Here is a 20,746-nt window from a genome sequence, read left to right on the forward strand (position 1 = left end):
CGGCGGCGCGGCGCACTGTCGTGTCCACGCAGAACTCCGAGGAATAGCCGCAGACCACCACGCGCTTCACGCCGTGCTCGGAGAGCCAGGCTTCCAGCGGTGTGCGCAGGAAGGAATCGGGCGTGGTCTTGCGGATGCGCGCGTCGCGCGAGTCGGTGTTCAGCGCGCTGGCGAGCTGCCAGCGCTCGGAGTCGAATTCGAGGTCGACCGCGTTCTCGTGCTGGATGAAGGCCACCGGCACGCCGGCCGCGCGGGCGCGTTCGGTGAGTGCGTTGATGCGCTGCATCACCTCGTTGGCTTCATGAGGGCGCGGCGGATCGTCGCAAAGGCCACGCTGGACGTCGATGACGAGAACGGCAGTTTTCATAGGTCCGGAATCGGCGGGTTCTTGACCGGCGCGATTGTGCCCCACGCTGCCTGACCCGCGCCCTGCTGCCAGGCGCCCTATCGCCAGGCGCCCTATTGCCAGGCTCCCTATTGCCAGGCGCTCACCTCCAGCCGCACCTTGCCGCTGATGCCGGGCGCGGCAGGCGCGGCGCCAAGGCTCGACAGCGGCACCACGAACTGCAGCTTGCCGCTGGTCAGTTGCTTCGGGCTCATGGGCAGCGAGGCGCGGCCGGCGGTGTCGGTCTGCCAGCCGTATTTGACGTTCCAGTTCTGCGCCGGGTCGTCGGGCTGCGGCGGTGCGATCTCGATGACCAGCGTGTCGCGGAAGAGCGAGCTGCCCTCGTAGTGGCCGTCGAGCCAGAACTTGTTGTTGACCTGGTAGTCAGGCACGCGCACGCCCAGCGTCATGGCGTAGGCCAGTGTCGGGCGGTCCTGCTTCACGCGCGCGCGGTTGGCGAGGAACACGGTCGATAGGTAGATGGAGCGGCGGTCGGCCTTGGCCGGATCGGTCAGTTCCTTGTGCGTGCGGCAGGCGGGCGAGTCTTCCTCGGCGATGCGGCGGCTCAGGTACCAGCGCTTGCCACGCGGCGCGGCCAGCAGTTCGACCTGGTAGAGCGCGTCGACGTCGGCGTCCTTGGGCAGGTCGGGTGGCAGCGTGACGCCGTCGACGTCGAACCACAGGTCCACGCGCACGTCGCCGAACAGGAAGCGCGTGAGGTTCTGGTAGGCCTCTTCGGAATTGACGATGCCGAAGTAGCCCGAGTGCGAGCGGTAGGTATACGCGGTGGCCACCGGCTGCGACTTGCCGGCCGCGTCGACGGCCCAGAGCGACGCGTTCTCGATGCGCACGAGGCCGTCGCTGCCGTGGCCCGCGAACATGCGCGAGAGGCCCTTGGCGGTTTCGTAGTCGCCGCGGTTGGTGCCGACCATGCAGAAAAAGCGCTCGGGCGGGAAGGCCGCTGGTGGCAGGTAGTCCATGCGGCCGTTGACGGCGGGCGTGGCCAGGAACTCCGACATCTTGTCGCGGTTGAACGTGTTCATCTCATTCAGCGTGAGCCAGGACGGCACGTTGATGCCGCCCATGTCGATGCCGTTGTGCGGCGTGGCGTAGGTGAACACCTTGTCGACGCAGGCGCGCGCGGCCGCGTCGCCGAGCGCGGGGTTCTGCAGGAAGGCGCGCACCACCAGCCCGCCCATGGAATGCGCGACGAGGTAGCAGCGGAAGTCGTCGGGCGTGAAACCCGAGGGGCCTTCGCGCTGCACCACGAGGTCGCGCACACGAAGGATCAGCTGGCTCAGGCCCTGCGCGTACACCTTGACGTCTTTCGCCTTGCCGTCGCCCAGCAGCTCGGAGCCCGAGTCGTAGTAGCGGTAGATGATGACCGAGGCCGAGGGAATGCCGTCCACGTCGTTGCCGTTGGCGTCGGGCGAAGGCTTCCAGTCGGGGTCGAGGATGTCCAGGCCGTTCTGGTAGACGCTCTGGTACTGGAAGTCGGCCAGCAGCCGCACCATCGGCGACTCGAAGACGAACTTCTGCGCCGGCGCTTCCTTCTTCACGGTGGCGCGATACACGGTAGAGCCGATGTTGAAGCCGCAGAACGGATCGGCCGCGGTCTCGTCGCGCTCCGACTCTGTCATGGCGTAGCCGCGCACGTAGATGATGGGGTAGCGGTTGGTGCTCATGGCGATTCAGCCTCCTCAGGTCCGGTGAAACCGATGAAGTCCGGCAGTTTGCCGGGACCGCGCCGCGCCCGCCATACGGCGCATGGCATAGCTCCGGAATGCCCCTCCTGCCCGAATGTTTCTATCGTTGAAACCATTGAAACAAGCGCCTTCGATAGTCTCCGGCCATCCGACAAACACAATCCAGAAGGCTCACCCATGGCTGAAGACTCCGGCTCGCAAGGCTCCTACCTGCCCCAGCTCCTGCGCCGCGGCACCGCGCTCGCCACGGCTGGCTGCGCCTTCGTCGCTGGCTGCAGCGCCGCCGGCGGCAGCGAGACGCGCTACGAGAATTCGCCCCAGTTCAGGGACGGCGGCTTCCACAACATGGCCAACCCCGACCTGCCCGCGCAGGCCAGCGCATGGCGCATCTGGTCGCGCTTCATCGTGGGCAGCAAGGTCGACACGGTGCCGGTCGATCCCATCCCCGTGAAGCCGCTGGACAAGCCCGCCCTCGACGCGCTCGACACGAAGACCAACCACGTGGTGCGCCTTGGCCATTCGTCGCACCTGCTGAAGCTGCGCGACAAGTACTGGCTGATCGACCCGGTGTTCAGCGACCGCGCCTCGCCCGTGCAGTGGGCCGGGCCGAAGCGTTTCCACAAGACGCCGATCGCGCTGGAGGAGCTGCCGCCCATCGAGGGCGTGATCCTCTCGCACGACCACTACGACCACCTCGACGTGGCGACCATCGAGTACCTCTCGAAAGACGTGAAGCGCTACTTCGTGCCGCTGGGCGTGCGCTCACGGCTGGTGGCGATGGGCGTGCCGGCCGAGCGCGTGACCGAGCTCGACTGGTGGCAGTCCGCCGAGCACGACGGCGTGAAACTCAGCGCCACGCCCGCGCAGCACTTCTCGGGCCGCACGCTGGGCGACCGCGACCGCACGCTGTGGGCCTCATGGGTGGTGCAAAGCGGCGAGCAGCGCATCTTCTACAGCGGCGACTCGGGCTACTTTCCGGGCTTCAAGCAGATCGGCGAGCGCTTCGGCGGCTTCGACATCGCGCTGATGGAAAACGGCGCCTACGACAGCATGTGGCCCGCCGTGCACATGACGCCCGAACAGAGCGTTCAGGCCTTCGAAGACCTGCGCGGCAAGGTGTTCTTCTCGGTGCACAACAGCACCTTCGACCTCGCCTTCCATAACTGGCACGACCCGCTGGACCGCATCGCGGCCCTCACGGAGGCCAGGCAGATCGAGCTGGCGACGCCGGTGATCGGCGAGGTGGTGACGGTGGGCGCCGCGCGGACCAACACGCGGTGGTGGGTCGGTCTGCGCTGACCGGCCCCGCCATTCCGATACCCCGATCAGCTCAGTCGCCGCGTTCCTTGCGTTCGCGCGCGCGCCGCACCTGGCGCGTCTCGTTGGCCTGCGCGGCGACGCGATCCTTCTCGCGCTTCTTCAGCATGCGCTTCTCGCGCATGCGCCGGCCCAGCACGTAGCTGCCGATGCCGGTGACCACGGCAATGAAGATGCCGATGACGCTGATGTCGATGCCGCCCATGGCTACTGCACCCGCACGATGCTTGCCGGCTTGAAGCCCAGGTCGGCAGCCTTGCCCTTGCGCGCGCGGCTGCCGCGTGCGTTGTTGAGCGTGCGGATCTCCAGCGTTTCCTCGCGCTCCTTGCCGCCTCGGCCGATGCCTTCGATCTTCACGCTGCGCGTGTAGGCGGCGGCGCCGGCCAGGGTGTCCTTGGCTTCCAGGTCGATCAGCGTGAGGCCGCGCCCGCCCTTGGGCAGGCTCTTGAGTTCGGTGATGTCGAAGGTCAGGATGCGCCCGCCCGTCGAGGCGCAGGCCACGTGCGTGGCGGCCGGCATCGGCTCGGCGCCGCTTGCGCCGCCCACCAGCGACGGCCGGCACAGCTGCTCGCCCTCGCCCACGTCGATGAAGGCCTTGCCGCCGCGCTGGCGCGACATCATGTTCTCGACCGTGGCGATGAAGCCGTAGCCGCCGGTGTTGGCCAGCAGCAGGCTCGCACCCACCGGGCCCGCGAAGAAATGCGTGACGTGCGTGCCGGCGTCCAGTTCGATGAGCGTGGTGACGGGTTGGCCATCGCCACGGCCGCCGGGCAGCGAAGCCACGGGCACGGTGTAGACGCGCACGCTCTTGTCCTTCGCGCTGCCGAAGACCAGCAGCGTGTCGACGCTGCGGCATTCGAAGGCGCCGTAGAGCGCGTCGCCCGACTTGAAGCTGTATTCGGGCGCCGCGCCGTTTCCGTTGCCGGCCGCCTTCTCGCTGGCCCAGCCCTTCTGCGCGCGGACCCAGCCCTTCTGCGACACGATGACGGTGACGGGTTCGTCGACCACCTTCACTTCGGCCACGGCGCGCTTCTCGGCCTGGATCAGCGTGCGGCGCGGGTCTTCGAAGGTCTTGGCGTCGGCTTCGATCTCCTTGACCAGCAGGCGGCGCAGCGCCGCGGGGCTGGCGAGGATGTCTTCGAGCTTCTTCTGATCTTCGCGCAGCTCCTTCAGCTGCTGCTCGATCTTGATGGCCTCGAGCCGCGCAAGCTGGCGCAGCCGGATTTCAAGGATGTCCTCGGCCTGCACCTCGCTGAGGTTGAAGCGCGCGATGAGCGCGGCCTTCGGGTCTTCGGCCGTACGGATGATCGCGATCACCTCGTCGATATTCAGCAGCACCAGCTGCCGGCCTTCGAGGATGTGGATGCGGTCCTGCACCTTGCCCAGGCGGAAGCGCGAGCGCTTCTCGACGGTGATCTCGCGGAACGCGATCCACTCGTTGAGCATCTGGCGCAGCGACTTCTGCGTGGGCTTGCCGTCGATGCCGACCATCGTGAGGTTGACCGGCGACGAGGTTTCGAGCGAAGTCTGCGCGAGCAGCGTGGTGATGAACTCTTCCTGGCTGATGCGCGAGGTCTTGGGCTCGAACACCAGGCGCACGGCGGCGTCCTTGCTCGATTCGTCGCGCACCACGTCGAGCACCGACAGCATCGCGGCCTTGAGCTGGGTCTGGTCGGCGCTCAGCGCCTTCTTGCCGGCCTTGACCTTGGGGTTGGTGATTTCCTCGATTTCCTCGAGCACCTTCTGCGAGCTCACGCCCGGCGGCAGCTCGTTGACCACCAGCTGCCACTGGCCGCGCGCCAGCTCTTCGATCTTCCAGCGCGCGCGCACCTTGAGCGAGCCGCGGCCAGTGCGGTAGGCATCGGCGATGTCGGCGGCGCTGCTGATGATCTGCGCGCCGCCCGGGTAGTCGGGGCCGGGCACGATGGCGAAGAGTTCTTCCTCGCTGAGCTTGCCGTTCGACTTGATCAGCGCCACGCAGGCATCGGCGATCTCGCGCAGGTTGTGGCTCGGGATTTCGGTGGCCAGGCCCACGGCGATGCCGCTGGCGCCATTGAGCAGCGTGAACGGCAGCCGCGCGGGCAGCAGGCGCGGCTCCTCGGTGCTGCCGTCGTAGTTGGGAATGAAGTCGACCGTGCCTTCGTCGATCTCGTCGAGCAGCAGGCTGGTGATGCGCGCCAGCCGCGCTTCGGTGTAGCGCATGGCGGCTGCGCCGTCGCCGTCTCGGCTGCCGAAGTTGCCCTGGCCGTCGACCAGCGGATAGCGCTGCGAGAAGTCTTGTGCCATGCGCACCAGCGCGTCGTACGCGGCCTGGTCGCTGTGCGGGTGGAAGCGGCCGAGCACGTCGCCGACCACGCGCGCGCTCTTCACGGGCTTGGCGCCCACGGTGCCGTTGGTGCCGCCGAAGCCCAGGCCCATGCGCGACATCGAATACAGGATGCGGCGCTGCACCGGCTTCTGGCCGTCGGACACATCGGGCAGCGCGCGGCCCTTGACCACGCTGAGCGCGTATTCGAGGTAGGCGGTCTGGGCGTAGTCGGCGAGGGTCAGGGTCGTGTCGCCATCGGTGGGACCCTGGAGATCGAGCGGAGGTTGGGAATCCATGAAAGAGCTGGTGAGAAAAACTTGTGTTGTTGCTGGCTGCGCGTTCAGCCCAGAGTGAAGGCCTCGTGGACCGCGGACTGTACGGCGCCGCCGAGCACCGCGCCGCCGCCTGCCACGTAGATCCAGTCGCCGATGACGGCCGCGCCCACGGCGTGGCGCGGCGTGGTCATCGGGGCGTGCCGCTGCCAGGTGTCGTCGACGGGGTTGTAGCTTTCCATCTGGCCGAACACCTTCGCCTGGCGCGGCACGCCGTCGACGAGGATGCCGCCCTCCCCGCCCATGGCGAAGAAGCGGCCGCGATACACCACGAGCCCGTGGCCCGATCGCGCTGTGGGCAGCGGCGAGCGCAGCTCCCAGGTGTCGCGCGCGGGCAGGTAGACGTGGTGCAGGTCGGTGTTGTATTCGAAGGTGTTGAAGCGACCGCCGACCACGTGGATGCGGCCGCCGTGTGCCACGCAGCCGACATGGTCACGCGCGCCCGGCAGCGGCTTGCGGGCGGACCAGCGGTCGGCCTTCGGGTCGTAGACCTCGTGCCAGCCCACGCTCGCGCGCTCCGCGGCGGGCTCGGACGCACCGCCGATCAGGTGCAGCGCGCCGTCGAGCATCACGGCGGCGGCAGCGCCGCGCGGACGCGGCAGCGGCGCGATCGCGCTCCAGCGATTGGCGGCGATGTCGTAGAAGTAGGCGTTGGTGTCCGAGCGCCGGTTCTGCTCGACGAAGCCACCGAGCGCATAGACGCGGCCGCCTTCGGCCGTCACCGCGACGTGATTGGCACCGCGCGGCAGCGGCGCCCCGTCGAGCCAGCGGTCGGCCTTCGGGTCGTAGATGTGGTGGTAGTCGCGGTTGACCTTGCCTTCGCCATAGCCGCCGACCACGTGCATCCGCCCCATCGCCGCAGTGGCCCAGGCCATCTCGCTGCGCGGGATCGGCAACGCGGCACGCGGCTCCCAACGGCCCTGCGGGCCGGGCGGCGCGGAGCTCTCGATGAAGCGCTGGGCTTCCTGCTCCGGCGTCACGTGGTGCGGCACACCGCCCTGCAGCCGCGCATAGGGCTCGGCCGAGGAAGGCACGGCCGGCAGCACATCATGTGTGGCTGAATGCTGCGCGCGTGCGCTGCCCGCCACCATGCCCGCAGCGGTCGCGAGAACGAAGCTTCGACGATCCATGGCCTCCTCCCTCCTCCGGTCGATCAGGACATCGGCGTGCCCGGTGGCGCATCGGCCGAGCCCGTGGGCACCGCCGACGGCTCGGGGATATCGGGCATGGCCGGCATGCTGCGCGGCGAATCCGACGGCATGTTGCCGCGGCCGAGCGCGCCGCCCTGCGGCACGGTCAGCTCCATGCGGATGCGCCCCGGTGTCTTGCCGCCACGGGCAGCGCCGCTGCCACCGCCCGCGGCCACAGAAGGCTTCAGGTACGCATACAGCTGCAGCACCGTCTGCACGTAGTTCTGCGTTTCCTTGTAGTTCGGGATCTTGTTGCCCGCCCGCTGCACCGCGCCCTCGCCCGCGTTGTAGGCAGCCAGCGCGAGCTCGATCTGCCCCGGGAACATCGCGATCAGGTCCCGCAGGTAGCGCGAGCCGGCGGCGATGTTGATGCGCGGGTCGAACAGCTTCTTCTCGATGGTCGCTCGCTTGTCTGCCGACACGCCATAGCGCTGCGCGGTGGCGGGCATGAGCTGCATCAGGCCCATCGCGCCCTTGGGCGAAACCGCCTGCGCGTCGAAGCCCGACTCGGTGGCGACCAGCGCCTGCAGCAGCTCGTAATCGATGGCGTGCTTGCTTGCCGCATCGCGCAGCGCCGACTTCGCGATCTTGTAGCTGGGCGAGGCCTCGAACATGGCCAGCAGGCTCTGCGAGGCCGGCGGCACCTTGCCGTCGAGCTTGCCCACGCCGCGGCCCAGCGGGGCGATGCCGTTGGCGGTGTCGAAGCTCTGGCCGCCGCGGAAGAAGATCTGGTAGCGCTCGTCGAGCTTCTCGGAGGCGAAGTGCGCGTTGCCCTTGCTGTCGATGTAGCCGTAGATGTCGGTGGCGTGCGCCGGCGCCTGCTGCATGCAAAGCAGCAGGACGACCAATCGCAACAAGCGCTTGAAAACCGACATGCGTTGTAGTGGTGGAGAGGGGAAATCAGACGTCGATATCGACGTCATCGGCGCGCAACTCCATGAGCTCGCGCCGCGCCGCCGCTTCGCCCTTGCCCATCAGCTTGGTGATTTCGCCCTGGGTGGACGTGAAATCGAAGCGGCCCAATTGGACCTGCATCAGGCGCCGGGTGTCAGGATTGAGCGTGGTTTCCCACAATTGTTCCGCGCTCATTTCGCCCAGGCCCTTGAAGCGGCTGATGCTCCAGGCGCCTTCGCGCACGCCGTCTTTACGAAGCTTGTCGAGCGTGGCGGTCAGTTCGCCTTCGTCCAGAGCATAGACCTTGGAGGCCGGTTTCTTGCCGCGCGCGGGGGCATCGACCCGGAACAATGGCGGCTTCGCGACATACACGTGGCCGGCTTCGATGAGTTTCGGAAAATGCCGGAAGAACAGCGTGAGCAGCAGCACCTGGATGTGCGAGCCGTCCACGTCGGCATCGCTGAGGATGCAGATCTTGCCGTAGCGCAGGCCGCTCATGTCGGGCGTGTCGCCGGGGCCGTGCGGGTCGACGCCCACGGCCACCGAGATGTCGTGGATTTCGGTGTTGGCGAAGAGCCGGTCGCGCTCCACTTCCCAGGTGTTGAGCACCTTGCCGCGCAGCGGCAGGATGGCCTGGCTTTCCTTGTCGCGGCCCATCTTGGCGCTGCCGCCGGCGGAGTCGCCCTCGACCAGGAAGACTTCGTTGTGGCTGATGTCCTTGCTCTCGCAGTCGGTCAGCTTGCCGGGCAGCACGGCCACACCGGAGCCCTTGCGCTTCTCGACCTTCTGGCCGGCGCGCTGGCGGGTCTGCGCGGCCTTGATGGCCAGCTCGGCGAGCTTGCGGCCGTAGTCGACGTGCTGGTTGAGCCACAGCTCCAGCGCGGGGCGCACGAAGCTGGACACGAGACGCACCGCGTCGCGCGAGTTCAGGCGCTCCTTGATCTGGCCCTGGAACTGCGGGTCGAGCACCTTGGCGCTCAGCACGTAGGAGGCGCGCGCGAACACGTCCTCGGGCAGCAGCTTCACGCCCTTGGGCAGCAGCGAGTGCAGTTCGATGAAGCCCTTCACTGCGGTGAACAGGCCGTCGCGCAGGCCGCTTTCGTGCGTGCCGCCGGCGCTGGTGGGAATCAGGTTGACGTAGCTCTCGCGCACCGGCTGGCCTTCTTCGGTGAAGGCCACGCACCAGTCGGCGCCCTCGCCTTCGGCGAAGTTGTCGGCGTTCTTGTCGGCATGGCCGGCGCCTTCGAAGAGCGGAATGACCGGGTCGCCGTTGAGCGTCTGCATCAGGTAGTCGCTCAGGCCGCCCTTGTAGAGCCACTGCTGGCTTTCCTTGGTCTTCTCGTTCGTGAGCGTGACGCTCACGCCGGGCATCAGCACGGCCTTGCTGCGCAGCAGGTGGGTGAGCTCGCCCATGGGCAGCGCGGCAGTCTCGAAGTACTTGGCGTCGGGCCAGGCGCGCACCGTGGTGCCCTGCTTGCGTTCGCCGGCCTCGAGTTTGCGGACCTCCAGCGCCTCGATCACGTCGCCGCCGCTGAAGGCCAGCTTTGCCACCGAGCCCTCGCGGTGCGTGGCCACCTCGAGCCGCTTCGACAGCGCGTTGGTCACCGACACGCCCACGCCGTGCAGGCCGCCCGAGAAGCTGTAGGCGCCGCCCGAGCCCTTGTCGAACTTGCCGCCGGCGTGCAGCCGGGTATAGACCAGCTCGACCACGGGCGCCTTCTCTTCCGGGTGCAGGCCGAAGGGAATGCCCCGGCCGTCATCCTCGATGCTGACCGAGCCGTCGGTGTGCAGCGTGACCTTGATCTTCTTGCCGTGGCCCGCCAGCGCCTCGTCGGCGGCGTTGTCGAGCACTTCCTGGATGATGTGCAGCGGGTTGTCGGTGCGGGTGTACATGCCCGGGCGCTGCTTGACGGGCTCGAGGCCCTTGAGCACGCGGATGGAGCCTTCCGAGTAGCCGGAGGATGCGGACGATGAGCTGGGGGATGTCTTGGGAGAAGTCGCCATGGGGGCGGATTGTAGTCAGTAGCTGTCAAATAACTGGATACCCATACAGGGGCGCTCAGGCGGCCTGCGGCATGGGCAGACGGGCACCGAGGAAGTCGATGAAGGCCCGCAGCTTGGGCGACGGATGGCGCCCCGACGGCCACAGCACGCCCAGCCCGATGGTGTGGGGCCGCACGTGCTCGGCCAGCACGACGCGCAGCCTGCCGGCGGCCAGCGCGTCGCGCACGCTGAAGTCCGGCAGGCAGGCGATGCCGCGTCCGCGCTCGGTGAAGCACAGGCGGGTCTCGATGTTGTTGCAGACCATGGAGACGGGCGGCCTGCACTCGCTGCCGTCGGGCAAGGGCAGGAGCGGCCAGACCTCCACCTTGCCCGTGGTGGGGAAACGGTAGTGCAGGCAGAGGTGCGTGGCCAGGTCGGCGAGCGAAGTGGGCATGCCATGCTGCTCCAGGTACTCGGGAGAGGCCACGAGCACTTGCGAGAACGCGCCGAGCCGCCTGCTGGAAAGCCGTGAATCGGCCAGCTCGCCGGTGCGCACCACGGCGTCGAAACCCTCCTCGATCACGTCAACGAGCCGGTCGCTGAAGTCGAGGTCGAGCTCGATGGCCGGGTGGTCGCGCATGAAGTCCGCCAGCACCGGCAGCACCAGCGAACTGATCAGCGGCAGGCTCACGCGCAGCTTGCCGCGCGGCGCACCGGCCGACTGCGAAAGCTCCTGCTCGGCCGCCTCGATCTCCGCCAGCACGCGGCGGCTGCGCGCGAGGAACAGCGCGCCTTCCGCGGTGAGCGTGATGCTGCGGGTGCTGCGGTGGAACAGGCGCACGCCCAGCCGCTCCTCGAGCCGGGCCACGCGCTTGCCCACGGCCGATGCGGACACGCCGAGCACGCGGCCGGCGGTGACGAAGCTGCGGGTTTCGGCCACCTGGATGAAGACGGTGAAGCCGCTGAGGCTGTCCATGCGATTACTCCATTACGGACTTCGATGTCCGTATTGAGCGGAACTGTAGCCCCCTTTTTCCGGAGTCGGCTTCTTCCTATCGTCAAGCGCATGTCATTCGCCAACGAAATCTCCCCCTCCTTTTCTTCAAGAACTTCTGCGACGGGCTCCGGCTGGCATGGCCCCGATCCGTCACGCATCGACGCGGTCATCGACCGTGCGCTGGCCGACCAGCGGCTCGTCGGCGCGGTGGTGCTGGTCGCCCACGGCGGGCGCCTTGTCCATCGCCGGGCAGCCGGCCTCGCGGACCGCGAGGCGGCCCGGCCGATGCAGCTGGATGCGCTGTTCCGGCTGGCTTCGGTGTCCAAGCCGATCGTGTCGACCGCCGCGATGGTGCTGGCCAGCCAGGGGCGCCTGAAGCTGGACGACGCGGTCACTCGCTGGCTGCCGGACTTCCGCCCCCGTCTGCCGGAAGGAAGCGAGCCCGTCATCACCCTGCGTCAACTGCTGACGCACACCGCCGGCCTGGGCTATCGCTTCCTGGAGGCCACGGACGACGGCCCGTATGCGCGCGCCGGCGTTTCAGACGGCATGGACTGCAGCGGACTCACGCTGGCCGAGAACCTGCGGCGCATCGCGCAAGTGCCGCTGCTCTATGCGCCGGGCACGGCGTGGCTCTATTCGCTGGCCATCGACGTGCTTGGCGGGGTCGTCGAGGCGGCAAGCGATGCGCCGTTGGGCGATGCGGTGCGCAAGCTCGTCACCGGTCCCCTGGAGATGCACGACACCGGCTTCTTCGCCGCGAGGCATGACGCTCGGCTGGCCGTGCCCTACGTGAACAGCACCGCCTCGGCACCGCGGCGCATGGCCGGTGCGACCGTCGCCACGCCCTTCGAAGGCGCCGTCGGCATCCGCTTCGACCCCTCGCGCGCCTTCGATGCATCGGCATTCCCCTCGGGCGGCGCAGGCATGGTCGGCAGCGCCGGCGATTTCATGCGCCTGCTCGAGACCTTGCGCAGCGGTGGTTCGCCGCTGCTTGCGCGAGAGCTGGTGAACGAGATGGGCCGCAACCAAACGGGCGGCCAGGGTCCGGCGGATGCACCGGGCTACGGCTTCGGGCTGGGCTTCTCGGTGCTGCACGACAAGGAGGCAGCCGCATCGCCCGAGTCGGTGGGCACCTGGCGCTGGGGCGGCGCCTACGGACACTCGTGGTTCGTCGACCGTGCCCGTGAACTGAGCGTGGTGGCCTTCACCAACACGCTCTACGAAGGCATGTCGGGCCGCTTCGTGGCCGACCTGCGGGATGCCGTCCATGCGTGAGGCGCGCACCCCCTTTCGCTCGGAAGCCAGGCTGCCCCTGGCGGGCCTGCTCGCACTGGCGGCGGCCGGCTTCATCACGGTGCTGACCGAGGCGATGCCGGCCGGCCTGCTGCCGCAGATCGGCGCGAGCCTGGAGGTCACGCCCGCGCTGGTCGGCCAACTGGTGACGGTCTACGCCATCGGCTCGCTGGTGGCGGCCATTCCGCTGGTGGCCCTCACGCGAAGCTGGCGCCGCCGGCCGCTGCTGCTGCTGGCCATCGGCGGGTTCGCGATCGTCAACACGGTGACCGCGCTGTCGCACAGCTATGTGCTGACGCTGGCCGCGCGGTTCTTCGCGGGCGTGTTCGCCGGCCTGCTCTGGGCGCTGCTGGCCGGGCAGGCGGCCCGCATGGTGCCGCCGTCGATGCAGGGCCGCGCGATCGCGGTCGCCATGCTGGGGGCGCCGCTCGCGCTGTCGCTGGGCATTCCGGCGGGCACGCTGCTGGGCAACGGCGTGGGCTGGCGCCCGGCGTTCCTGATCATGTCGACGCTCTCCGTGCTCCTGCTCGACTGGGTGCGCTGGCAGGTGCCCGACTTTCCCGGCCAGGAGGCCAGCCGCCAGCAGAGCGTGCGGCGCGTGTTCCTGCTGCCGGGGGTGCGGCCGGTGCTGGCGGTGATGCTGGCCTTCGTGCTCGCGCACAACATCCTCTACACCTACATCGCGCCTTTTCTCGCGCACGCCGGCCTCGGCGAGCGGGTCGACCTGGTGCTGCTGGTGTTCGGCGGGGCCTCGCTCGCGGGCATCTGGATCACGGGCCTGCTGATCGACCGCTGGCTGCGCGAACTGGTGCTGGCCGGCACGGCAGGCTTCGGGCTGGCGGCGCTGCTGCTGGGCAGCGTCACGGGTTCGCATGCGGCCGTCTTTCTCGCCGTGGGGGTCTGGGGCGTGGCGTTCGGCGGGGCGGCCACGCTGTTCCAGACCGCGTCGGCGCAGGCGGCCGGCGATGCGGCGGACGTGGCGCAGTCGATGGTGGTCACGGCGTGGAACATCGCCATCGCGGGCGGCGGCCTGATCGGCGGCGTGCTGCTGCAGGGCCGGGGCGCGGGCGCGCTGCCGTGGTCGCTGATCGTGCTGCTGGTGCCTGCGCTGTGGCTGGCCTGGCGGGCCTGCGCGCACGGCTTTCCGCGCACCCGGACTGTCGCGGGCGCGACAGCCCATTGATTGCGGCGGCTTTGATGCGCGACGCGCATTGAAACGCCGCCGAGAAATCATCAATGGCTGGAGCCACCGCCTCGCCTGCTGCAGCAGGCGAATCGTTACATTCGAAGTCATGCAATCTCCAGCCGCCCCCGCCCTATCGGTCAAGCAAGTCCTCATCTGCGGGGCGATGATCGTCACGCTGTCGATGGGCATACGCCACGGCTTCGGCCTCTGGCTGCAGCCGATCACGCAGGCGCAGGACTGGAGCCGGCAGACCTTCTCGTTCGCGCTGGCCATCCAGAATCTCTCGTGGGGCATCTTCGGCGTGTTCGCGGGCATGCTGGCCGACAGGTTCGGCGCGTTCAGGGTACTGATCGGCGGCTCGCTTCTCTATGCGCTGGGGCTCTTCGGCATGGCGCATTCGCCGACGCCGCTGCTCTTCACGCTGAGCGCGGGCATCCTGATCGGCGCGGCGCAGGCGGGCTCCACCTACGCGGTGATCTACGGCGTGATCGGACGGCAGATCCCGGCCGAGCGGCGCTCCTGGGCCATGGGCGTGGCGGCGGCGGCCGGCTCATTCGGCCAGTTCCTGATGGCGCCGATCGAGGGCCGGTTGATCGGCCAGTTTGGATGGCAGACGGCGCTGGCCGTGGTGGCAGTACTGGCGCTGGTGATCGTTCCGCTGGCCTTCGGGCTGCGCGAGCCGAAGACGGCGGCGCTGGCCGGGCACCGCGAGCAGTCGGTGATGCAGGCAGTGGGCGAGGCTTTCCGTTATCCGAGCTTCGGGCTGCTGATGGCGGGCTATTTCGTCTGCGGCTTCCAACTGGCCTTCATCGGCATCCACATGCCGACCTACCTGCGCGATCGCAGCCTGCCGGCCGAAGTGGCGGGTTATGCGCTGGCGCTGATCGGGCTGTTCAACGTGTTCGGCACCTACACGGTGGGGCTGCTGGGGCAGAAGCTGGCCAAGCGGAAGATCCTGGCCGCCATCTACTTCGCGCGGGCGGTGTCGATCGCGCTTTTCCTGATGGCGCCGATCTCGCCGATGAGCGTGTATGTCTTCTCGGCGGCGATGGGCTTCCTGTGGCTTTCCACAGTGCCGGCCACCAATGCCATCGTGGCGGGCATCTTCGGCGTGGCGCATCTCTCCATGCTCAGCGGCTTCGTGTTCCTGAGCCACCAGGTCGGCTCCTTCCTGGGCGTGTGGCTCGGCGGCTACCTCTACGACACCACGGGCAGCTACGACATCGTCTGGTACATCGCGATCGCGCTGGGCGTGTTCGCGGCGGTGGTCAACTTGCCGGTGAAGGAAAGCGCCATTCCGCGCGGCGCCCAGCCGGTGGGTGCCGCCGGCTGATACCCAGCCGGGTTGCGTGTAAAACAGGGCCATGACTCCCCGGATGCGCCATCACATCGTCCACGCAGGCTGGCTGGCCGCCGCACTGGCGGTGCTGGGCGGCGTGTTCGCGATGTACGTGCACCCGGACTTCCTCGTGACGCTGGTCGACCAGATCTGGTCCTGCTTCTGAGTTGCGGCTTGCTATGAAAGAAATAGCACCAGTGCACGGCCTGGGTGCCCCTTCCGAATGGATCGTCCGCTGGTCGCACCTGCTGGCGCCCGGCGCTTGCGTTCTCGACGTGGCCTGCGGTGGCGGGCGGCACATGCGGTGGTTCGCCGGGCGCGGGCATGCCGTCACGGGCGTCGACCGTTCGCCCGAAGCCGTGGCGACAGCCGGCGCCTTCGGCCAGGTCATCGAGGCAGACATCGAATCCGGCCCCTGGCCCTTCTCCGGCCAGGCCTTCGGTGCCGTGATCGTCACCAACTACCTCTGGCGTCCGCGCATGGCCGACATCGTGGGCGCCGTGGCACCGGGCGGCGTGCTGCTCTACGAGACCTTCGCCGCGGGCAACGAAACCGTCGGCAAGCCTTCGCGGCCCGACTTCCTGCTGCAACCGGGCGAACTGCTGGCCGCCTGCGCCGGATTGCGCGTGGTGGCCTACGAGGACGGCTTCATCGCGCAGCCGGAGCGCTTCGTGCAGCGCATCGCCGCCGTCCGACCGGCGATGGCCGATTCCGCCCAGCCGGCGCGCCACTTCCTTAATTAAGGGAAACCAAGGGGCCCGGAGCGGCTGTCTGGCGGGACGCCGGAGTAAGTAGAATCGGCGCTTTCGTCCACCGACAAAGAGATTCCCCTTGGAGCAACTGACAGGCAGCATCGTCGCGCTCGTCACGCCGATGCACGACGACGGCAGTGTCGACTACCCCGCCCTGCGGCGGCTCATCGACTGGCACATCGAAGAAGGCACCGACTGCCTCGGCGTGGTCGGCACCACCGGCGAATCGCCGACGGTCGATGTCGAGGAGCACTGCGAAATCATCCGCGTCTCGGTCGAACAGGCCAAGGGCCGCGTCCCCGTGATGGCCGGTTGCGGCGCCAATTCCACCAAGGAAGCCATCGAGCTGGCCAAGTTTGCCAAGGGCGTGGGCGCCGACTCGCAGCTCCAGGTCGTGCCCTACTACAACAAGCCCACGCAAGAGGGCCAGTACCAGCACTTCAAGGCCATCGCCGAGGCCGTGGGCGACCTGCCCATCGTGCTGTACAACGTACCCGGGCGCACCGTCGCCGATATGGCGCACGACACCGTGCTGCGCCTGGCCCAGGTGCCCGGCATCATCGGCATCAAGGAAGCCACCGGCAACATCGAGCGGGCCCAGTGGCTCATCCGCGAAGTGCCGAAGAACTTCGCCGTCTACTCCGGCGACGACCCGACCGCGGTCGCGCTCATGCTGTGCGGCGGCCAGGGCAACATCAGCGTCACGGCCAACGTCGCGCCGCGCAAGATGCACGAGCTGTGCGTCGCCGCGCTGGCTGGCGACGTGAAGCGCGCCATGCAGATCCAGTTCGAGCTCATGCCGCTGCATCGCAACCTGTTCGTCGAGCCCAATCCGATTCCGCTGAAGTGGGCCATGGCCCGGCTCGGCCTGTGTGGCGGCGCGCTGCGCCTGCCGCTCACCGAACTCGGCGAAGCGAGCCGTCCCGCGGTCGAAGGCGCCTTGCGCGCCACCGGCCTGCTGAAGGGTTGAACGCCTCTTTCCCGCACGTCCCGGACCTGCCTTTCCCCTGGGCGCAGCAAGGTTAAGCAACCTTTTGCCCGAACCGCGCTCAGAGATGGCGGCGGGCACTGCGGCCCCTAGATTGACCGAACCATTCCAACAAGGAAGACGACGTTGAAGAACCTTTCGCGACTTGCACTGCTGGCCCTCGTTGCCAGCCTCGCCGCCTGCTCCGTCCTCGAGAGCGACAAGATCGACTACAAGAGCGCAGGCAAGGCCCCGACGCTCGAAGTCCCACCCGATCTTTCCCAGCTTTCGCGCGACAACCGCTACGCCATCCCCGGCGGCGCGGTGTCCGCCAACTCCTACCAGGCAGGCATCGCCAACGCCCCGGGCATCCCGACCGCGGTGACCAACATCGGCGACGTGCGCATGGAGCGCTCGGGCACGCAGCGCTGGATCGTCGTCAACCGCACGCCCGACCAGCTCTGGGACCCGGTGAAGGACTTCTGGCAGGAAAACGGCTTCCTGCTGACCACCGAACAGCGCAACCTGGGCATCATGGAAACCGACTGGGCCGAGAACCGCGCCAAGCTGCCTCAGGACATCATCCGCGGCACGCTGGGCAAGCTGGTCGACTCGGTCTACTCCACCGGCGAACTCGACCGCTTCCGCACCCGCCTGGAGCGCACGCCTACCGGCACCGAGATCTTCATCAGCCATCGCGGCATGCAGGAGGTCTACAACAACTCCCGCCAGGACCAGACCGTGTGGCAGCCCCGCCCCAGCGATCCTGAGCTCGAGACCGAATTCCTGCGCCGCCTGATGGTCAAGCTCGGCGTTTCGCAGGAGCAGTCGAAGATCCTGGCCGCGACCAACTCCACGCCCAAGACCGCCACCATCGCGAAGGTCGGCAACCAGCCGGTCGTGCAGATCAGCGAAGGCTTCGACCGCGCATGGCGCCGCGTCGGCCTGGCGCTCGACCGCACCGGCTTCACCGTGGAAGACCGCGACCGCAGCGCCGGCGTGTACTTCGTGCGCTACGTGCCGCCGAACCCCGACAAGAAGGAGCCCGGCTTCTTCGGCAAGCTGTTCGGTGGCTCGAGCAAGGCAGAAGCGCCTGCGAAGTTCCGCATCTCGGTCAAGAGCCAGGGCGAATCGACCACGGTGTCGGTGCTCAACGAAGCCGGCGCGCCCGAAACCTCGGTCAACGCCGAGCGCATCGTCAAGGTCATCGCAGACGACCTGAGATAACCCGCATGCTCCGCTTCCGAAGCCTCGGCAGCGGCAGCACGGGCAACGCCGCGCTGGTCGAGACGACCAGCGCCGGCCGCACCTCCCGCCTTCTCGTCGACTGTGGCTTCGGCCTCAAGCAGCTCGACCTGCGCCTGGCCCAGGCAGGCCTTGCAGCCAGCGACATCGACGCGGTCTTCGTGACCCACGAGCACGGCGACCACATCGGCTGCGCCCACACGCTGTCGCGGCGCAACCGCATTCCCGTCTGGATGAGCGAAGGCACTTGGCTCGCCACCGGCGGGCGCGACTTCGAGGGCCTTTTGAACATCGCACGCGACGACGCCGAATTCACCGTCGGCGACATCTGCGTGCAGCCCTTCACCGTTCCGCACGACGCGCGCGAACCGCTGCAGCTGCGCTGTACCGACGGCAATCGCACGCTGGGCGTGCTGACCGACCTGGGCCACGCCACGGCCCACGTGCTGGCCCGGCTCGGCGGCGTGCATTCGTTGCTGCTGGAGTTCAACCACGACAGCGAACTGCTGGCCAACTCGAGCTACCCGCCCTTCCTCAAGCACCGCGTCGGCGGCAACTACGGGCACCTGTCGAACACCGCCGCGGCAGACATCGCACGCGCGCTGCTGCACGACGGCCTGCGGCACGTGGTCGCGGCGCACCTGAGCGAGCAGAACAACCGGCCCGAGATCGTGCGCCGCCTCATGGCTGAAGCATTGGGCGGCAACGAGGCCGAGATGCTGACCGCAACGGCTACTGAGGGCTCGCCATGGCTCGACGTCTGAGAGCCATTTCCGCCAACATCACGCTCGCCTAAGAAAAAGCCGCCTCACGGCGGCTTTTGCATGGCTGGTGCAGTGCTTGTCTACTGTTTCGGCGCTTCGTTCTTCTTCGCTGCCTCGGTGGCCGCGTTCGCCGCATCGAGCGCGGACTGCGCATTCGGAGCCGGCGTTGCAGACGACGAAGACGATGCGGCCGGATCGGCGGCCGGCGCGGGGGCCGGAGCAGGTGCGGGTTCAGTCACAGGCGCAGGAGGCGGCGTCACGACAGCCGGCGCTGCATCCTCCTTCTTCCCGCAGGCGACGAGCGCGGCAGCGGCAATCAGCGAGGCGATCAGGACGGACGATGACTTCTTCATGGAATCTCCTTTGGCAATGAAGGTCTGGAACGAAAAAATTCTAGACCTGCATATCCGCCTGAATATGTCTCGCGGCCGCATTCGCGGCATTGGCTTACAAGCCGAGTGTCGATGCCGCAAACGCGGGCCGGCCCATGCGCCAGCACTCGTCGATGGCCTCGCGCAATTCGCGGCGCGCGCGTGAATCGGTGCCGCTCACGCCCCTGCTGCGCTCGGGGTCGATGCGGTGCACGAACCATGTAGGAGTCCAGATGGCGCTGGGCACTTCGGAGCCCGCGGCCTTGCCGGTGGCGCGGCATTCGATGATGTGGTCCCACAGTCGCCGCCACGGCACGAAGCGCGCATGGCCACGTTCGAGAACGTCGAAGCGTTGCGCGAGCAGCATCAGGCGGCGGCCGCTCGCGGCCCAGGCCTGCAGCGCCTCGATGGTCGCGCGCTCGCCCAGGGGCCAGTCGACGAAGTCGGGGTCGCTGAAGACGATCTCCTTCCAGCCTTCGCGCGCCGCGGCCGAGAGCGCGTTGCGCAGCGCCGCATCGAAGGCTTCGCGGCCGTCGAAGCGCCCTTCGGGCAGCGATGGACCTTGCGCCTCACCCTGCATGAAGCCACCCTGCCTCACACCACTCGCCGAGCAATGCAAGAGCACCTTCGCTGGCGCGCGCGAGTTCGCGCGGACCGAGTTCGCGCCGGTCGGCCAGCTTGCGCATCAGCGTCGCATCGGCGCCGCCTGCTCTGAAGCTCTCGCCGTTGATGTAGATGTGCCGCGCGTCGTAGAGCATGCGCGTGCGGCGGTCGAGCTTCACATGCTGCATGGCATCGGGCGCCTCGCCGCCTTCACCGAACCAGACGTTGGCCTTGGGCTCGGTGAGCGACTCGCCCAGCGCGCGGTCGACGGCATCGGCATCGCGCAGCGCGGCCTCGATGGCCTTGCGCGCGAAGCCCTGCAGGGCCGCAGGCATCGCGGCGGGCGCATCGACGGCGGGCTGCGTCGGATCGCGGTAGCGCGCGAGCTCGGTGGGGCCCGCGCCTTCCAGGTCTTCCGCATAGGCCTGCGCCATGCGCGCGAGCAGGTCAGCGCCCAGCTCGCCAAGGGCCGGCGAGCGCAGGCCGATGGAGTACGTCATGCAGTCGTCGCCCACGGCGACGCCGTCGTGGGCGTAGCGCGGCGGCAGGTAGAGCATGTCGCCGGGCTCGAGCACGAAGGTCTGCKCGGGCTCGAAGTTCTCCAGAATCTTGAGCGGCAGGCCCTGCTGCAGCCGCAGGTCGCTCTGCTTGCCGATGGACCAGCGCCGGCGCCCCTGCGCCTGCAGCAGGAACACGTCGTAGCTGTCGAAATGCGCGCCGACGCCGCCGGTGTCGCTTGCGTAGCTGATCATCAGGTCGTCGAGGCGCGCATCGGGCAGGAAGCGGAACTGCCGCATCAGCTCGTGCACGCCCTCATGGTGCAGGTCGACGCCCTGCACCAGCAGCGTCCAGGCCGGCTGCTTCAGAGACGGCAAGGCGCGCCGGGCCAGGGGGCCGTGCTTGAGCGACCAGCCGGCCTTGCCGTGGCGGATCAGGCGCGATTCGACATCCTCGCGCTCGGCCAGGGCGAACAACTCGGCACGCGCTATTGGTGGCACCATCGCGGGTATCGCCTGGCGAACGAGCAAGGGCTTTTTCTGCCAATGCCGCCGCATGAACTGCGCGGCACTCAGGCCGCCAAGCAAGGGCAGCGGTTGGTTAATCTCCATGG

General features: G+C 68.3%; 20 protein-coding genes. 9 read left to right on the forward strand and 11 right to left on the reverse strand.

The window, feature by feature from the left end; genetic code table 11:
* A partial coding sequence (locus tag QMO14_RS19070) for an isochorismatase family protein (RefSeq protein ID WP_301509014.1) occupies positions 1-367 on the reverse strand: 367 nt, incomplete at its 3' end.
* Between the two features lie 107 nt (positions 368-474).
* Entirely contained in the window at positions 475-2,070 is a 1,596-nt protein-coding gene (locus QMO14_RS19075) for a triacylglycerol lipase (protein ID WP_301509015.1), read from the reverse strand.
* 198 nt (positions 2,071-2,268) lie between these two features.
* Here QMO14_RS19075 and QMO14_RS19080 point away from each other — a divergent pair, with 198 nt between their 5' ends.
* A complete protein-coding gene (locus QMO14_RS19080; protein WP_301509016.1) occupies positions 2,269-3,390 on the forward strand; it encodes an MBL fold metallo-hydrolase in 1,122 nt (373 codons plus the stop codon).
* 31 nt (positions 3,391-3,421) lie between these two features.
* Here QMO14_RS19080 and QMO14_RS19085 read toward each other — a convergent pair whose 3' ends face one another.
* Genes QMO14_RS19085 through QMO14_RS19110 form a run of 6 tightly spaced genes read right to left on the reverse strand, consistent with a single transcriptional unit; the run spans position 3,422 to position 11,091 of the window.
* Positions 3,422-3,613 (reverse strand): hypothetical protein, encoded by a 192-nt coding sequence (locus QMO14_RS19085; protein ID WP_126021757.1) that lies wholly within the window; start codon positions 3,611-3,613, stop codon positions 3,422-3,424.
* A 2-nt stretch (positions 3,614-3,615) separates the two neighbouring features.
* Positions 3,616-6,012 (reverse strand): DNA topoisomerase IV subunit A, encoded by a 2,397-nt coding sequence (parC, locus tag QMO14_RS19090; RefSeq protein ID WP_301509017.1) that lies wholly within the window; start codon positions 6,010-6,012, stop codon positions 3,616-3,618.
* A gap of 44 nt (positions 6,013-6,056) precedes the next feature.
* Complete coding sequence (locus QMO14_RS19095) at positions 6,057-7,178, reverse strand: kelch repeat-containing protein (RefSeq protein WP_301509018.1); 1,122 nt, start codon at positions 7,176-7,178, stop codon at positions 6,057-6,059.
* 23 nt (positions 7,179-7,201) lie between these two features.
* On the reverse strand, positions 7,202-8,113 hold the full coding sequence (locus QMO14_RS19100; RefSeq protein WP_301509019.1) for a lytic transglycosylase domain-containing protein: 912 nt from the start codon (positions 8,111-8,113) through the stop codon (positions 7,202-7,204).
* Between the two features lie 25 nt (positions 8,114-8,138).
* A complete protein-coding gene (locus QMO14_RS19105) occupies positions 8,139-10,136 on the reverse strand; it encodes a DNA topoisomerase IV subunit B (RefSeq protein WP_301509020.1) in 1,998 nt (665 codons plus the stop codon).
* Positions 10,137-10,191: 55 nt separating this feature from the next.
* The gene (locus tag QMO14_RS19110; RefSeq protein ID WP_301509021.1) at positions 10,192-11,091 is read right to left on the reverse strand and encodes a LysR family transcriptional regulator; all 900 of its coding nucleotides are present in this window, start codon (positions 11,089-11,091) and stop codon (positions 10,192-10,194) included.
* Between the two features lie 90 nt (positions 11,092-11,181).
* Between QMO14_RS19110 and QMO14_RS19115 the strand changes: the two genes are divergently transcribed.
* The 8 genes from QMO14_RS19115 (at position 11,182) to QMO14_RS19150 (ending at position 18,661) form a co-directional block, all read left to right on the forward strand.
* The gene (locus QMO14_RS19115) at positions 11,182-12,390 is read left to right on the forward strand and encodes a serine hydrolase (RefSeq protein ID WP_301509022.1); all 1,209 of its coding nucleotides are present in this window, start codon (positions 11,182-11,184) and stop codon (positions 12,388-12,390) included.
* Positions 12,383-13,591 carry an MFS transporter gene (locus tag QMO14_RS19120; RefSeq protein WP_301509023.1) on the forward strand — a complete coding sequence of 403 codons (1,209 nt, stop codon included), beginning with the start codon at positions 12,383-12,385 and terminating at the stop codon, positions 13,589-13,591. Before QMO14_RS19115 ends, QMO14_RS19120 begins: the two co-directional genes overlap by 8 nt.
* A gap of 109 nt (positions 13,592-13,700) precedes the next feature.
* Positions 13,701-14,927, forward strand: a complete 1,227-nt coding sequence (locus tag QMO14_RS19125; RefSeq protein ID WP_301509024.1) for an MFS transporter — start codon at positions 13,701-13,703, stop codon at positions 14,925-14,927.
* A 31-nt stretch (positions 14,928-14,958) separates the two neighbouring features.
* Positions 14,959-15,099: a hypothetical protein gene (locus QMO14_RS19130; RefSeq protein WP_301509025.1), complete on the forward strand. Its 141-nt coding sequence runs from the start codon at positions 14,959-14,961 to the stop codon at positions 15,097-15,099.
* 13 nt (positions 15,100-15,112) lie between these two features.
* Positions 15,113-15,676 (forward strand): bifunctional 2-polyprenyl-6-hydroxyphenol methylase/3-demethylubiquinol 3-O-methyltransferase UbiG, encoded by a 564-nt coding sequence (locus tag QMO14_RS19135; RefSeq protein WP_301509026.1) that lies wholly within the window; start codon positions 15,113-15,115, stop codon positions 15,674-15,676.
* Positions 15,677-15,764: 88 nt separating this feature from the next.
* Positions 15,765-16,655: a 4-hydroxy-tetrahydrodipicolinate synthase gene (dapA, locus tag QMO14_RS19140; protein WP_301509027.1), complete on the forward strand. Its 891-nt coding sequence runs from the start codon at positions 15,765-15,767 to the stop codon at positions 16,653-16,655.
* A gap of 144 nt (positions 16,656-16,799) precedes the next feature.
* Entirely contained in the window at positions 16,800-17,879 is a 1,080-nt protein-coding gene (gene bamC / locus QMO14_RS19145) for an outer membrane protein assembly factor BamC (RefSeq protein WP_301509028.1), read from the forward strand.
* A 5-nt stretch (positions 17,880-17,884) separates the two neighbouring features.
* Positions 17,885-18,661, forward strand: coding sequence for an MBL fold metallo-hydrolase (locus QMO14_RS19150; RefSeq protein WP_301509029.1), 777 nt, complete (start codon positions 17,885-17,887; stop codon positions 18,659-18,661).
* 80 nt (positions 18,662-18,741) lie between these two features.
* Here the strand turns inward: QMO14_RS19150 and QMO14_RS19155 are convergent, their stop codons facing one another.
* The 3 genes from QMO14_RS19155 to QMO14_RS19165 form a co-directional block, all read right to left on the reverse strand.
* Positions 18,742-19,014, reverse strand: a complete 273-nt coding sequence (locus QMO14_RS19155) for a hypothetical protein (protein ID WP_301509030.1) — start codon at positions 19,012-19,014, stop codon at positions 18,742-18,744.
* Positions 19,015-19,108: 94 nt separating this feature from the next.
* Entirely contained in the window at positions 19,109-19,612 is a 504-nt protein-coding gene (locus tag QMO14_RS19160) for a hypothetical protein (RefSeq protein WP_301509031.1), read from the reverse strand.
* Positions 19,602-20,744: a cupin domain-containing protein gene (locus tag QMO14_RS19165; protein ID WP_301509032.1), complete on the reverse strand. Its 1,143-nt coding sequence runs from the start codon at positions 20,742-20,744 to the stop codon at positions 19,602-19,604. Before QMO14_RS19165 ends, QMO14_RS19160 begins: the two co-directional genes overlap by 11 nt.
* Positions 20,745-20,746 lie beyond the last annotated feature (2 nt).

The organism is Variovorax sp. CAN15 (assembly GCF_030462475.1).
GTDB lineage: Bacteria > Pseudomonadota > Gammaproteobacteria > Burkholderiales > Burkholderiaceae_C > Variovorax.